This is a genomic window from Sphingomonas sp. LT1P40 (assembly GCF_036663835.1).
Taxonomy (GTDB): Bacteria; Pseudomonadota; Alphaproteobacteria; order Sphingomonadales; family Sphingomonadaceae; genus Sphingomonas.
In genome coordinates, this window is record NZ_JAXOJT010000001.1 from 912,791 (window position 1) to 926,509 (window position 13,719).

Consider the following 13,719-nt stretch of genomic DNA (forward strand, 5'->3'; position numbering starts at 1 on the left):
AATGGGCCGAATGCGCAACAAAGCCCGCCGAAGCGGGCTTTGTGCATATTATTGATCCAGAAACGACCGCATCTTCCGCGACCGGCTCGGGTGCTTCAGCTTGCGCAGCGCCTTTGCCTCGATCTGGCGGATGCGTTCGCGGGTGACGCTGAACTGCTGGCCGACTTCTTCCAGCGTGTGATCGGTGTTCATGCCGATGCCGAAACGCATGCGCAGCACGCGCTCCTCGCGCGGGGTGAGCGACGCCAGCACGCGGGTGACGGTTTCCTTGAGGTTCGCCTGGATTGCGGCATCCACCGGGATAATCGCATTCTTGTCCTCGATGAAGTCGCCCAGATGGCTGTCCTCCTCATCGCCAATCGGCGTTTCGAGGGAGATCGGCTCCTTGGCGATCTTCATCACCTTGCGCACCTTCTCCAGCGGCATGGAGAGGCGTTCGGCCATCTCCTCCGGTGTCGGTTCGCGGCCCTGCTCGTGCAGGAACTGGCGGCTGGTGCGGACGAGCTTGTTGATCGTCTCGATCATATGGACCGGGATGCGGATCGTGCGCGCCTGATCCGCGATCGAACGCGTGATAGCCTGGCGAATCCACCACGTCGCATAGGTGCTGAACTTGTAGCCGCGGCGATACTCGAACTTATCGACCGCCTTCATCAGGCCGATATTACCCTCCTGAATCAAATCCAGGAATTGCAGGCCGCGATTGGTGTATTTCTTGGCGATCGAGATGACGAGGCGCAGGTTCGCCTCGACCATTTCCTTTTTCGCAATGCGGGCTTCGCGCTCGCCCTTTTGCACCATGTTGACGATGCGGCGGAATTCGGTGAGCGCCATGCCGGTCTGCTGGCTGATCTCGGCGATCTCGACGCGAATGCGATCGACGGCCGCGCCCTCGTTCGTGGCGAAAGCGGCCCACTTCTTGTCGAGCTTTTCGACCGAGGGGATGAAATTCTCGTCCAGCTCGTGATTGACGTAGCGGTCGAGGAAATCCTTGCGGTTGACCTTGTGACGCTCGGCGAGACGCAGCATCTGGCCGCCCAGCGCGGTCAGGCGGCGGTTGTAGCTGTACAGCTGATCGACCAGATATTCGATCTTCGCATTGTGGAACTGGACGCTCTCGACTTCGGCGGTCAGCTCCTCGCGCAGCTTGTGGTATTTCTTTTCGTCAGCCGCGGTCAGTTCGCCGCCCGCCGCCATCGCGTCGAGCCGGTTCTGCTGAATCTTGCCGAACTTTTTGTAGATCGAGGTGATGTTGGCGAACTTCTCCAGCGCCTGCGGCTTGAGCGTCTCCTCCATCTGCGCGAGGCTGAGGGTGTTGTCCTCCTCCTCGTCATCCGACGGGCGCGGGGTACGACGCTCGGTCAGTTCGTCGTCTTCGTCGTCGGCGGGCGCCTCTTCGGGCTCTTCCTCTTCCTTGAACGAGGCACCGGCGGTTTTTTCGCTGATTTCGCCCGAATCGTCCGCTTCGGCATTCTCGACCTGCTCGGCCGACGGACCCTTGGACAGCATGGCATCGAGATCGAGAATCTCGCGCAGCTGCATCGTGCCTTCATTGAGAGCATTCGACCAGCCGATGATCGCGTTGAAGGTGATCGGCGATTCGCACAGGCCCAGGATCATCGTGTCGCGGCCAGCCTCGATCCGCTTGGCGATGGCGATTTCGCCTTCGCGGCTGAGCAGCTCGACCGCGCCCATTTCGCGCAGGTACATGCGAACGGGATCGTCGGTACGGTCGACGACCTCCTTCTTCTTCGCCATTTCAAAGGCGGGTTCGTCTTCCTTCTCGGCATCGACCTCGTCCGGGGTATCGTCCTCGGGCTGATCGTCGTCACCGACTTCCTCATTCTCGACGACGTTGATGCCCATGTCGCTGAGCGACGACATCACGTCTTCGATCTGATCGGTGGTGAACTGATCCTGCGGCAGCATCTCGTTTAGCTGATCCACGGTGATGTAGCCGCGCTTCTTGGCGCGCGCGACCAGCCGCTTGATCGAACCTTCGTTCATGTCGATCAGGGGCGCGTCGCCCGTTTCCGTGGTATCGCCGCCGTCTGCCATAACTGCCTTTGCCATCGAATGCCTTTGTATCGGATGGCGGCATTATACGCCGCCCTATTCAACGAATTAGTCCTCGTCCGCAAGCATCAGATTCGCGAGCCGCAATTCAAGCTCGGCCTTGCGACGAACCAGCGCCACCTGACGCTCGAACGCTTCGTCGCTGAAACGCGCCTGAACCGCCGCCGTTGCCTCCGCCAGCGCGGCATCGACCTGTGGCTTGGCTGCGAGCACCGCGATCGCCTCACCCAGATCGAGTTCGGCGCGCCCTGCCTCCCATTCCTTCTGCGTGAAGGTGAAGGGCATGGCATCGGCACGAAGCAACTCGGTCGCCACTGAATCAAAGCCGGACGACGCCAATATGGTGCGCAGGCGGTCGCTATCAAGCGCCTGATCTTCCAGCGCAACATCGACCACAGCTTCGAACAGCCGCCCAAGCGCGCCATCAGCCATGCGCAGCGAGGAGAGCGTCTCCATATGGCGGGCGATTTCGGCGGGGTGGCGGATCAGGCCGGCAAGGACGGCCTTGGCCAGCACCGGATCGATGCCGGTGGTGCGGACGCCCTGTGCGGTGGCGCTGGGCGGGCCTTCGGGTGGCTGCCAGCGCTGGCCGGGACGATCCGGGCGGAAGGGGGTGCCGGGCGCGCGGGGAGTGAAGGCGCGGGGGGCGGGGGCGAAGTGATCGTCGAAGCGTCGGCGGAACTCGGCGACATATTCGTGGCGGACATTGCCGTCCTGAATGGTCGCGGCGAGATCGGCGAGGCGACGCTTGAGGCCGGCGCGGGCTTCGGGGGTTTCGAGCGGCTCGGCGGCGAGTTCGTGAGTCCAGATGCGGTCGGCCAAGCCCTGCGCGGACGACAGGAGGGCTTCGAATGCTTGCGGTCCGGCGCTGCGGACGAGGTCGTCGGGGTCCTGCCCCTGCGGGAGCCTGACGAAGGCGAGGCTGCGGCCCGGCTGAATATGCGGTAGCGCGCGGTGGGCGGCGCGGATCGCGGCCTTTTGCCCAGCGCTGTCGCCATCGAACGCGAGATAGGGAACATCGGCCATGCGCCACAGCCGCTCGATCTGCTGCTCGGTCAGCGCGGTGCCGAGCGGGGCGACAGCCTCGCCGAACCCGGCCTGGGCCAGCGCGATGACGTCCATATAGCCCTCGACCGCGATCACGCGCCCGGCTTTCCGCGCGGCGGCCTGGGCGCGATCGAGATTGTAGAGCGTGCGGCCCTTGTCGAAGAGCGGGGTTTCGGGGGAGTTTAGATATTTCGGCTCGCCATCGCCGATGATGCGGCCACCAAAGGCGATGGTGCGGCCACGCGCGTCGTTGATCGGGATCATCAGGCGGCCGCGGAAACGGTCGTACGGTTCCTTGTTCTCGACCTGAATCAACATGCCGGATTCGACCAGCATTGGGTCGCCATAGGTTTTGAGGGCTTCGCGCAGCCGCCCGCGCGAGTCTGGCGCGAAACCCAAGCCGAAGGCGCGGGCGGTGTCGGCGTTGATGCCGCGCTTTTCGAGGATGGCGCGGGCTTCCGCACCGGCGAGGCCGTGGAGCTGATCGGCGAAGAATTTCGCCGCGTCGGCCATCGCCTCGTGCAGGCCCTTGGCGCGTTCCGCCTTCTCCGCCGCGCGCGGGTCGGCTTGCGGGACGTCGAGATTGGCGGCGGCGGCGAGTTCCTTGACCGCATCCATGAACGGCAGCCCGCGCTGATCGGTCAGCCAGCGGATCGCATCACCATGCGCGCCGCAGCCGAAGCAATGGTAGAAACCCTTGTCGTCGTTGATCGTGAACGACGGCGTCTTTTCATTGTGGAACGGGCAGCACGCCTTCCATTCGCGACCGGCGCGGGTGATCTTCACGGTGCGCCCGATCAGGGACGACAGCGTGGTGCGGGCGCGCAGTTCGTCGAGGAAGGCGGGCGTCAGGCTCACTTCAGGAAAGCGCCGCCTTCACCAGTCCGCTGGCCTTGCTCATGTCCAGGCTGCTCGCATGCCGCGCTTTCAGTTCCGCCATCACGCGGCCCATGTCCTTCATGCCGGTCGCGCCGAGTTCGGCCTTGATCGCCTCGATCGCGGCGCTGGTTTCCTCGGCACTCATCTGCGCGGGCAAAAACCGTTCGATGACCGCGACTTCGGCCTTTTCCTTGTCGGCGAGTTCTTGACGGCCGCCTTTCTCGAACATCTCGATCGATTCGCGGCGCTGCTTCACCATTTTCTGGAGGACTTCGACGACCAGCGCGTCATCCTCGACCACGGCGGTTTGCGTGCGCGCCTCGATGTCGCGGTTCTTTACCGCGCTCTGGATCAGGCGGATGGCGCCGGTGGTGGCCTTGTCGCCGCTTTTCATCGCGGTGATGACGGCGGCCTGGATGTCGTCGCGGATCATGTCGTTTTTACCCACAGGTGAAATGAATTTACCGCCCTTAGACCCGCCCGCCGTCCGATGCGAGGGTTGACGGGAGGGGGGGAGGTGCTTAGCGGGCAGCGCTTAGCGACATCGCCGGAAAAACTTAAAGGAGCGCCCTTCTCTGATGGCCGAAGCCACGCCCGTATCTGTGCCTGAAGGGGCGACCGGAGTCCTTGTGCTGTCGACCGGCGAAGTGGTGTGGGGCCGTGGTTTTGGCGCAGAGGGCGCGGCGGTGGGCGAGGTTTGCTTTCACACTGCGATGACCGGTTATCAGGAGATCATGACGGACCCGTCCTTCGCGGGCCAGATGATCTGCTTCACCTTTCCCCATATCGGCAATGTCGGCGCGAACCCGGACGATGTCGAGGCGGACAACCCCCATGCGCTGGGCATGATCGTGCGCGAGGATGTGACCGCGCCGTCGAGCTTCCGCAGTGTCGAGCGGCTGGATGATTGGATGCGCAAGCATGACCGGATCGGGTTGGCGGGCGTGGATACGCGGGCGCTGACGCGGCGGATTCGTGGGAATGGCGCGCCGAACGCGGTGATCGCGCATTCGGCGAGCGGCGAGTTCGATGTTCCGGCGTTGCTGGCGCAGGCGAAGGCGTGGCCGGGACTGGAGGGCATGGACCTGGCGATCACCGTGACGGCGGAGACGCATTTCGGGTGGGAAGGCGGAGTCTGGCGGCTGGGGTTTGGGTATGAGAGTGACAAGTCCCCCTCCCGCTTGCGGGAGGGGCTAGGGGAGGGCGTGTCCTCTGGCGACGTCCTCGACGCAACAGTCCCTCCCCCGACCCCTCCCGCAAGCGGGAGGGGGGAAGAAGACCGTCCTCACGTCGTTGCGATCGACTATGGCTCGAAGCACAACATCTTCCGCAATCTGGTGCAGGCCGGGGCCAAGATCACCGTCCTCCCCGCCACCGCGACCGCCGAACAGGTGCTGAGCTTTGCCCCCGACGGCATTTTCCTGTCCAACGGCCCCGGTGATCCTGCCGCGACCGGCGAATATGCCGTGCCGGTGATCCGCGAGTTGCTGGCAACGAAAATCCCGCTGTTCGGTATCTGCCTGGGCCACCAGTTGCTAGCGCTGGCGGCGGGGGCGCAGACGACCAAGATGTTTCAGGGCCATCGCGGCGCCAACCACCCGGTCAAGCGGCTGAGCGACGGGACGGTTGAGATCACGTCGATGAACCACGGCTTTGCGGTGGACCGCGATACGCTGCCCGCCGGGGTGACCGAGACGCATGTGTCGCTGTTCGACGGCAGCAATTGCGGGATCGAGCTGGACGGCGGGCGGGCGTTTTCGGTGCAGTACCACCCCGAGGCGTCGCCGGGGCCGCAGGATAGTTTCTATCTGTTCGAGCGGTTTGTGGGGATGTTGGATGGTGATCAGGCATGATGTACTCCCAATTTGAGGACATGATGCTTTTGGCGCTATATCAAGAGCATATGTCGTTTGGTGAGAACGACGTTCTTTCCTTTGCCAAAGTTACTGCGAAATACGGTATCGAAGCACGCGAAGGTTGGCTCATTGAAGCTCAGAAAAACCTTCTTCGCAGCGGGATGATTACCGGTCCGAGTAACGCCAGCAATGATTACATGGCGATCGGGAAAATTTCTGCCCGCGGTATGAGGAAGGTGGAGGACCGGTGGGGGACGGACGATGGGGTGGGTACGCCCCTGGCACCTGTGTCCGAAGACGCCGAAATAACTATCGACAACATCGCTGTTCCCGCCGCTGACCGGATCGTCCGCCTCGACCACAATCAAAGTTCGGTCGCTGAAGCATCCGTTGCTGAGATAATCGACGCACTCGATAGCGACAATGGCAATCCCGATGAACCGGGGCTTCGGGAGCGGTTGAGCGGGCAAATCAAAGCGGCTCGAGAACTTATCCGTGCTGGAGAGTACCGCGCCTATTTGATGTACGAGTTGCTCGTCCGCGCTTTGGGCGAGTTGATCAAAAAATACGGTAACCCCACCATCGTCGCATTGGCGAACGCACTTCTAGGTGCGGTGGTATCTCAACTTCTTCAGGCGAACTAATGCCCAAACGCACCGACATCTCCTCCATCCTCGTCATTGGCGCTGGTCCCATCGTGATCGGGCAGGCGTGCGAGTTCGATTATTCGGGCACGCAGGCGATCAAGGCGTTGAAGGAGGAGGGCTATCGCATTGTCCTCGTCAATTCGAACCCCGCGACGATCATGACCGATCCCGAGCTGGCCGACGCGACCTATGTCGAACCGATCACGCCTGCGGTGGTGGCCAAGATCATCGAGAAAGAGCGGCCCGATGCTGTCCTGCCGACGATGGGCGGACAGACCGCGCTCAACACCGCGCTGGCGCTGGCGAATGACGGTACGCTGGAGAAATTCGGCTGCATCATGATCGGCGCGGATGCCGAGGCGATCGACAAGGCCGAGGATAGGCTGAAGTTCAAGGACGCGATGACGAAGATCGGGCTGGAATCGGCTCGTTCGGCGATTGCGCATTCGGAAGCCGACGCGCTGGCGGCGCTGGAGAAGGTGGGGCTGCCCGCGATCATCCGGCCCAGTTTTACGATGGGCGGATCGGGCGGCGGCATCGCGTATAATCGCGAGGAATTTCTGGGGATCGTGCGCAGCGGCCTCGATTTGTCGCCGACGACCGAAGTGCTGATCGAGGAATCGCTCCTCGGCTGGAAAGAATATGAGATGGAGGTCGTTCGGGACAAGAACGACAATTGCATCATCATCTGTTCGATCGAGAATGTCGATGCGATGGGGACGCACACCGGGGATTCGATCACCGTCGCGCCCGCGCTGACGCTGACCGACAAGGAATATCAGATCATGCGCAACGCCAGCATCGCGGTGCTGCGCGAGATCGGCGTGGAGACCGGCGGGTCGAACGTGCAGTTCGCGGTCAATCCGAAGGACGGTCGCTTGATCGTGATCGAGATGAACCCGCGCGTGTCGCGCTCGTCTGCGCTGGCGTCCAAGGCCACGGGCTTTCCGATCGCGAAGGTCGCGGCAAAGCTGGCGGTGGGCTATACGCTGGACGAGATCACCAACGACATCACCGGCGCGACGCCTGCGTCGTTCGAGCCGACGATCGACTATGTCGTGACCAAGATACCCCGGTTTGCGTTCGAGAAGTTCAAGGGCGCGGAAGCGACGCTGGGCACGGCAATGAAGTCGGTCGGCGAAGTGATGGCGATCGGGCGCAACATCCATGAATCGATGCAGAAGGCGCTGCGCGGCCTTGAGACCGGGCTGAGCGGCTTCAACAATGTCGATGCACTGGCAGGGGCGCCGCGCGACGAGATCGAGGCGGCGCTGGCGATCCGTTCGCCCGACCGACTGCTGATCGCGGCGCAGGCGTTGCGCGAGGGCTTTACGGTGGCCGAGGTGTTCGCGCTGACCGCTTATGACCCGTGGTTCCTGGAGCGGATCGCGGAGATCATCGCAGCGGAGACCGAGGTCTGCAAGAACGGGCTCCCGCAGGACACGGCTGGGATGCGCAAGCTGAAGTCGATGGGGTTCAGCGACAAAAGGCTCGCCTGGCTGGCGCTGCAATCGGCGAATCTGCGTGAGGGCGCGGGGCCGATGGCGCGCTCGTCCGGGCTGATCGGCGAAGTCGTCAAGGCGATGACCGGCGGCGTGACCGAGACGGATGTGCGCGCGCTGCGCCACAAATTGGGCGTGCGGCCGGTGTTCAAGCGGATCGACACCTGTGCGGCGGAATTCAACGCCAAGACGCCGTATATGTATTCGACCTATGAAGCGCCGTCCTTCGGTGAGCCGGAGTGCGAGAGCCAGCCGACCGGTCGCAGGAAGATCGTCATCCTGGGCGGTGGGCCGAACCGGATCGGGCAGGGGATCGAGTTCGATTATTGCTGTTGCCATGCGTGTTTTGCGCTGTCGGACGCGGGCTATGAGACGATCATGGTCAACTGCAATCCGGAGACCGTGAGCACCGATTACGACACGTCGGACCGGCTGTATTTCGAGCCGCTGACCGCCGAGGACGTGCTGGAAATCCTGCACACCGAGCAGCAGAATGGCGAGCTGGTCGGGGTGATCGTGCAATTCGGGGGGCAGACGCCGCTCAATCTGGCGCGCGCGCTGGAAGAAGCGGGCATCCCGATTTTGGGGACGTCGCCGGACGCGATCGACCTGGCGGAGGACCGCGAGCAGTTCGCGGCACTGGTCAACAAGCTGGGGCTGAAACAGCCGGCCAATGGCATGGCGCGCAGCCGCGACGAGGCTTTGGCGGTGGCGGAGCGCATCGGTTACCCGGTGCTGACGCGTCCGTCCTTCGTGCTGGGCGGACGGGCGATGGAGATCGTCGATACGCCCGAGCAGCTCGACCATTATATCGCCACCGCCGTACAGGTGTCGGGCGATGCGCCCGTGCTGATCGACCAATATCTGCGCGACGCGGTCGAGGTGGATGTCGACGCGATCTGTGACGGCGACGAGGTCGTGGTCGCAGGCGTATTGCAGCATATCGAGGAAGCGGGCGTCCATTCGGGCGACAGCGCGTGTTCGATCCCGCCTTACTCGCTCTCGAACGACATCATTGCGGAGATCGAGCGGCAGACCGAGGCGCTGGCGCGTGGCCTGAGCGTCAAGGGGCTGATGAACATCCAGTTTGCGGTCAAGGATGGCGAAGTCTATCTGATTGAGGTCAATCCGCGTGCGTCGCGGACGGTGCCATTCGTGGCCAAGGCAATCGGTGCGCCGATCGCCAAAATCGCGGCGCGGGTGATGGCGGGCGAGAAGCTGAAGGACTTGCCGCAGATCGACCGCAACATCGACTATGTCGCGGTGAAGGAAGCGGTGTTCCCGTTCAACAAATTCCCCGGCGTCGATCCGGTGCTGTCGCCGGAAATGAAGTCCACCGGCGAAGTGATGGGGATCGACAATGATTTCGCCATCGCCTTTGCCAAGGCGCAGTTGGGCGCGGGGATGGTGTTGCCGGAGGGCGGCGCGGTGTTCGTAAGCGTCAAGGATGGCGACAAGCCGGTGGTGCTGCCGGGGGTGCAGACGCTGGTGGAGCTGGGCTTCACCATCGTCGCGACGGGCGGCACGGCGGATTATCTGGCGGCGGCGGGCGTGCCGGTCGAGCGCGTGAACAAGGTGGCGCAGGGGCGGCCACATATCGTCGACCGGATCGTCGACGGCGGCATCGCGCTGATTATCAACACGACCGAGGGCTGGCAGTCGCTGAAGGACTCCGAATCGATCCGCGGATCGGCATTGTCGCTGAAGATTCCGTATTTCACCACGGCTCCGGCCAGCGTGGCGGCATCGCGCGCGATCGAGGCGCTTTCACGCCAGTCACTTGAAGTCCGGCCCCTGCAAGCCTATTATTCGCACTCGCACAATTAATCCCCCGGATAATTTGTAAGTGTGCGGGCGGGCCGAATACGGTCCGCTTGGGGAAGGGGTTTTGACGAAGGACGAATGCGATGGCGACGGTCGAAAAGATGCCGATGCTCCAGGAGGGTTATGAAACGCTCACCTCGGAACTGAAGCGCCTGAAAGCCGAACGGCCCCTGATCGTGGATGCGATCGAGGAAGCGCGCGCGCATGGCGACCTGTCGGAAAACGCCGAATATCACGCTGCCAAGGAGCAGCAGGGCCAGAACGAAGCGACGATCAGCGACATCGAGGACAAATTGTCCCGTGCGCAGATCATCGATCCGAAAGAATTGTCGGGCGACAAGGTCGTGTTCGGCGCGACTGTCACGATGCTGGACGAGGACGGCAAGGCCGTGAAGTACCAGATCGTCGGGCAGACCGAGGCGAATGCCAAGACCGGTCGGATCAGCTATAACTCGCCGCTGGGTCGCGCGATGATCGGGCGGGTCGTGGGCGAAGAGGTCGAAGTGACCGTTCCGGCGGGGGACCGCTGGTTCGAGGTCAGCAAGATCGAGTTTATCTGATCTGAAGCCGTCACCCCAGCGTTCGCTGGGGCGACGGCAAACGCGATCAAACCGTCAAATCCGGCTCCAGCAGACGGTGCAAATGCACCACCACATATTTCATCTCGGCATCGTCGACAGTACGCTGCGCAGCGCCGCGCCATGCCTTTTCGGCGCTGGCATAGTCCGGAAACACGCCGACCACGTCAAGATTGGCGGGGTCCTTGAAGTCGAGCGTCATCGGATCGCTTACGCGACCGCCAAAGACGAGGTGCAGCTTGCTCATGAAAACTCCCGGGGATTGGTTATCCCGGATGCCTTAGCGCGCATGCTGCACCGCACTCAAGGCCGGATCAGGCGTCCGCCTTGCTCTTTGTCGCGTCTTTAGCCGCAGTAAAGGCGTTACCGATGATCCGGCCAATCTGCTCCTTGGCGGCTGCGCGCGGCGGGATAAGCGCGTCGATCTCGGCCTTGCCCACGTCGCGGGCAGCGGTCGCAGCGGCGGTCGCGGTTTCGGCGATGCGTTTGCCGACCGGGGCCAGCAACTCCTTTTCCTTTTGCAGACGCGGAATCAGCGCGCCGAGCACCACGCCGAGGGCAACGCCGCCGGCGACAATCGCCAGCGGGTTGGTTTCAATTTGGTTGGCCGCACTTTTACGGCGGCTGGCGGGCGCTTCACGGGGTTCGGTCATTTTCCGGATCCTTTTTTTGGATTTTTTGCGCGAGCCTTCAAACTCGCGGGGACAGTGGTGGTTGCATGTTTCGCACCCTTCCACAGCAGCTTTGCCAGCGGCTTTCGGGCCATGAACAGAATGGCCAGCCCGGCGGCGGCGGTCATTGCCTTGGGTCGGGTGCGCACAGTGTCGATGCCGTCGCGGATCAGGCCGTTTGCTACGGTTCCGACCGCATCCTGGGCCAGCGTGAGCGGGTTCAGTTTCACCTGCACCTCGTCCAGCGTGCCAAACAAGCGCTCACGTGCGCTGCGGCTTCTCGCTTCGGCTTCGATCAGCGCGGGCGGTAGGGTTTCGTTGGTCATGGCGTGTTCCGGGGGCGCGTGGCACGGCGGAAACGGCGGAGCGCAGCGAACGCGAATACCGCCGCCGCCGATCCTGCCACCAGCACGACGATCAATGTGGCCATGCCGGGTCCGACATAGGGGGTGAAGATCATGACCAAACCGACGATGAGCGCGATCGCAGCCGCCTGCGCCAGTAAAAACACGACCATGCCGAAGATCGCGGCAGCGCGGGCGTCGGCCAGCCGACCGAGGGCGAGCGCGCGCCAATAACCGAGTTCCGCCTCGGCATAGGCGCGTCCGTCCGCGAAGGTGCGTGCGATGAGGCTGCCAACGCCGTCGTCACTGTCTTCTTGCCGTTCGTCCACGCTGGTCCCCCGCAGCCTCGATTATGCCTTTGGCGCGTCGCTGCCCGGCGAACCCTTGTCAGCGAGGTCGCCAGCGGCGTCGAGCCCCGATTTGAGCAACCGTGCCAGCACAAAGCCGATACCGGCGGCGATGCCGACCGCGACGGCGGGGCTTTTCTTCACGAAATCGCGCGCGTCATCGACCAGATCGTCGACCTGCTTGCCGCGCAGCGATTCGGCAAAGCCAGACAGCTGATCGGCGGCGGAGCGGGCGTATTGGCCATATTGCTCGCCAAGCTTTTCATCGACCGAACCAGCGGCGTCGCGCATCATGTTCGAGAATTCGTCCAGTGCGCCGGTCGCCTTGTCCTTACCGGTGTCGGCAAAGGCGCGGGCCTTATCGCCGGCCTGACCCATGAATTTGCCGGCCTCCTCGCGCACCGTCTCCGTGGCGCCGCGCTTTCCACCAATGCTCGCGCCGCCGTCGCCGGTCGTCTTGATTGGCTCTGCGGCAACCAGCGTGCCGCCTTCGTTCAGTGCGTTTGTCTCTTCTGCCATTGCTCCAAGCCCTTCCATGCCGTTTCCGGTTCAACCAAGCCGCCGCAGGACGGTTCCCGCCGTATCACGATTTGCCCGATGGCGACGAACGGGATAGAGGCCCGCGCGACGCCTTCAGCTCCAAAATAGGGAGACCATTTCGTGACCGCAATCATCGACATTCATGCACGCCAGATTCTCGACAGCCGCGGCAACCCGACCGTCGAGGTCGATGTGCTGCTGGACGATGGCAGTTTCGGGCGCGCGGCGGTGCCATCCGGTGCCTCGACCGGCGCGCATGAGGCGGTCGAAAAGCGCGACGGCGACAAGTCGGTCTATCAGGGCAAGGGCGTGCTTGAGGCCATCGAGGCGGTGAATGGCGAGATTTCCGAGGCGATTCTGGGGCTGGATGCCGAGGATCAGGCCGACGTCGATTATGCGATGATCGAGCTGGATGGGACCGAAAACAAGGGTCGCATTGGCGCGAACGCGATCCTGGGCGTGTCGTTGGCCGTGGCGAAGGCTGCGGGCGATGCGCGCGGGCTGCCGCTGTATCGCTATGTCGGTGGCGTCGCGGCGCATGTGCTGCCGGTGCCGATGATGAACATCATCAACGGTGGCGAGCATGCCGACAATCCGATCGATTTCCAGGAATTCATGGTGATGCCGGTCGGTGCCGAGAGCCTGGCCGAAGCGGTGCGGTGCGGTGCCGAGATTTTCCACACGTTGAAAAAGGGCCTGCACGACAAGGGCCTGTCGACGTCGGTGGGTGACGAGGGCGGCTTTGCCCCGAACATCGCCAGCACGACTGAAGCACTCGATTTCATCATGCAGAGCGTCGAGAAGGCGGGGTATCGTCCCGGCGAGGACGTGATGCTGGCGCTGGATTGCGCGGCGACCGAGTTCTTCAAGAACGGCAAATACGAGATTTCGGGTGAGGGCCTGTCGCTGTCGCCGGTCGAGATGGCGGATTATCTGGCCGATCTCGCCGCGCGCTACCCGATCCTGTCGATCGAGGATGGCATGAGCGAGGATGATTTCGAGGGCTGGAAGGCGCTGACCGACAAGATCGGCAAGACGGTTCAGCTGGTCGGCGACGATCTGTTCGTGACCAATCCGAAGCGGTTGAAGATGGGCATCGACATGGGGCTGGCCAACTCGTTGCTGGTGAAGGTCAATCAAATCGGTACGTTGACCGAGACGCTGGAGGCGGTGAGCCTGGCGCAGCGTTCGGCCTATACCGCGGTCATGTCGCACCGTTCGGGCGAGACCGAGGATACGACGATCGCCGACCTGGCGGTCGCCACCAATTGCGGGCAGATCAAGACGGGCTCGCTCGCGCGGTCTGACCGGTTGGCCAAGTATAACCAGTTGATCCGGATCGAAGAGGAACTGGGCGACGCCGCAGTTTATGCGGGCCGCTCCATTCTGCGGGCTTGATCGTGGATTC

13 protein-coding genes are annotated in these 13,719 nt (G+C 63.1%); 5 read left to right on the plus strand and 8 right to left on the minus strand.

What is annotated here, in order from left to right; translation table 11 throughout:
* Positions 1 to 48 precede the first annotated feature (48 nt).
* From rpoD to U1702_RS04445, 3 genes are read right to left on the minus strand one after another with little or no spacing between them, the layout of a single operon-like run.
* On the minus strand, positions 49 to 2,073 hold the full coding sequence (rpoD, locus tag U1702_RS04435) for an RNA polymerase sigma factor RpoD (RefSeq protein ID WP_332722413.1): 2,025 nt from the start codon (positions 2,071 to 2,073) through the stop codon (positions 49 to 51).
* Positions 2,074 to 2,124: 51 nt separating this feature from the next.
* On the minus strand, positions 2,125 to 3,981 hold the full coding sequence (gene dnaG / locus U1702_RS04440; protein WP_332722414.1) for a DNA primase: 1,857 nt from the start codon (positions 3,979 to 3,981) through the stop codon (positions 2,125 to 2,127).
* A 1-nt stretch (position 3,982) separates the two neighbouring features.
* Entirely contained in the window at positions 3,983 to 4,435 is a 453-nt protein-coding gene (locus tag U1702_RS04445) for a GatB/YqeY domain-containing protein (RefSeq protein WP_332722416.1), read from the minus strand.
* A gap of 145 nt (positions 4,436 to 4,580) precedes the next feature.
* On the opposite strand from U1702_RS04445, the gene carA reads away from it, so the two are divergent.
* The 4 genes from carA to greA all read left to right on the plus strand — a co-directional run bounded on the left by carA (position 4,581) and on the right by greA (position 10,391).
* On the plus strand, positions 4,581 to 5,855 hold the full coding sequence (gene carA, locus U1702_RS04450) for a glutamine-hydrolyzing carbamoyl-phosphate synthase small subunit (protein ID WP_332722417.1): 1,275 nt from the start codon (positions 4,581 to 4,583) through the stop codon (positions 5,853 to 5,855).
* Entirely contained in the window at positions 5,852 to 6,502 is a 651-nt protein-coding gene (locus U1702_RS04455; protein ID WP_332722418.1) for a hypothetical protein, read from the plus strand. Before carA ends, U1702_RS04455 begins: the two co-directional genes overlap by 4 nt.
* Positions 6,502 to 9,834 (plus strand): carbamoyl-phosphate synthase large subunit, encoded by a 3,333-nt coding sequence (gene carB / locus U1702_RS04460; RefSeq protein ID WP_332722419.1) that lies wholly within the window; start codon positions 6,502 to 6,504, stop codon positions 9,832 to 9,834. The genes U1702_RS04455 and carB overlap by 1 nt, the downstream gene beginning before the upstream one ends.
* 80 nt (positions 9,835 to 9,914) lie before the next feature.
* On the plus strand, positions 9,915 to 10,391 hold the full coding sequence (gene greA / locus U1702_RS04465; protein WP_332722421.1) for a transcription elongation factor GreA: 477 nt from the start codon (positions 9,915 to 9,917) through the stop codon (positions 10,389 to 10,391).
* A gap of 46 nt (positions 10,392 to 10,437) precedes the next feature.
* Here greA and U1702_RS04470 read toward each other — a convergent pair whose 3' ends face one another.
* The 5 genes from U1702_RS04470 to U1702_RS04490 form a co-directional block, all read right to left on the minus strand.
* Positions 10,438 to 10,656, minus strand: a complete 219-nt coding sequence (locus tag U1702_RS04470; protein WP_332722423.1) for a DUF4170 domain-containing protein — start codon at positions 10,654 to 10,656, stop codon at positions 10,438 to 10,440.
* 67 nt (positions 10,657 to 10,723) lie between these two features.
* On the minus strand, positions 10,724 to 11,062 hold the full coding sequence (locus tag U1702_RS04475; RefSeq protein WP_332722425.1) for a hypothetical protein: 339 nt from the start codon (positions 11,060 to 11,062) through the stop codon (positions 10,724 to 10,726).
* Positions 11,059 to 11,406, minus strand: a complete 348-nt coding sequence (locus U1702_RS04480) for a phosphatase (RefSeq protein ID WP_332722427.1) — start codon at positions 11,404 to 11,406, stop codon at positions 11,059 to 11,061. Before U1702_RS04480 ends, U1702_RS04475 begins: the two co-directional genes overlap by 4 nt.
* On the minus strand, positions 11,403 to 11,753 hold the full coding sequence (locus U1702_RS04485) for a hypothetical protein (protein ID WP_332722429.1): 351 nt from the start codon (positions 11,751 to 11,753) through the stop codon (positions 11,403 to 11,405). The genes U1702_RS04480 and U1702_RS04485 overlap by 4 nt, the downstream gene beginning before the upstream one ends.
* Before the next feature lie 21 nt (positions 11,754 to 11,774).
* Positions 11,775 to 12,290 (minus strand): hypothetical protein, encoded by a 516-nt coding sequence (locus tag U1702_RS04490; RefSeq protein WP_332722431.1) that lies wholly within the window; start codon positions 12,288 to 12,290, stop codon positions 11,775 to 11,777.
* A 141-nt stretch (positions 12,291 to 12,431) separates the two neighbouring features.
* Here U1702_RS04490 and eno point away from each other — a divergent pair, with 141 nt between their 5' ends.
* On the plus strand, positions 12,432 to 13,709 hold the full coding sequence (eno, locus tag U1702_RS04495) for a phosphopyruvate hydratase (protein WP_332722433.1): 1,278 nt from the start codon (positions 12,432 to 12,434) through the stop codon (positions 13,707 to 13,709).
* Positions 13,710 to 13,719: the final 10 nt, after the last annotated feature.

Bases quoted from the DNA above. Each gene is read 5' to 3' on its own strand.
- rpoD (WP_332722413.1), bottom strand. From the start codon at position 2,073: ATGGCAAAGGCAGTTATGGCAGACGGCGGCGATACCACGGAAACGGGC.
- U1702_RS04445 (WP_332722416.1), bottom strand. From the start codon at position 4,435: ATGATCCGCGACGACATCCAGGCCGCCGTCATCACCGCGATGAAAAGC.
- carA (WP_332722417.1), top strand. From the start codon at position 4,581: ATGGCCGAAGCCACGCCCGTATCTGTGCCTGAAGGGGCGACCGGAGTC.
- U1702_RS04455 (WP_332722418.1), top strand. From the start codon at position 5,852: ATGATGTACTCCCAATTTGAGGACATGATGCTTTTGGCGCTATATCAA.
- carB (WP_332722419.1), top strand. From the start codon at position 6,502: ATGCCCAAACGCACCGACATCTCCTCCATCCTCGTCATTGGCGCTGGT.
- greA (WP_332722421.1), top strand. From the start codon at position 9,915: ATGGCGACGGTCGAAAAGATGCCGATGCTCCAGGAGGGTTATGAAACG.
- U1702_RS04470 (WP_332722423.1), bottom strand. From the start codon at position 10,656: ATGAGCAAGCTGCACCTCGTCTTTGGCGGTCGCGTAAGCGATCCGATG.
- U1702_RS04475 (WP_332722425.1), bottom strand. From the start codon at position 11,062: ATGACCGAACCCCGTGAAGCGCCCGCCAGCCGCCGTAAAAGTGCGGCC.
- U1702_RS04480 (WP_332722427.1), bottom strand. From the start codon at position 11,406: ATGACCAACGAAACCCTACCGCCCGCGCTGATCGAAGCCGAAGCGAGA.
- U1702_RS04490 (WP_332722431.1), bottom strand. From the start codon at position 12,290: ATGGCAGAAGAGACAAACGCACTGAACGAAGGCGGCACGCTGGTTGCC.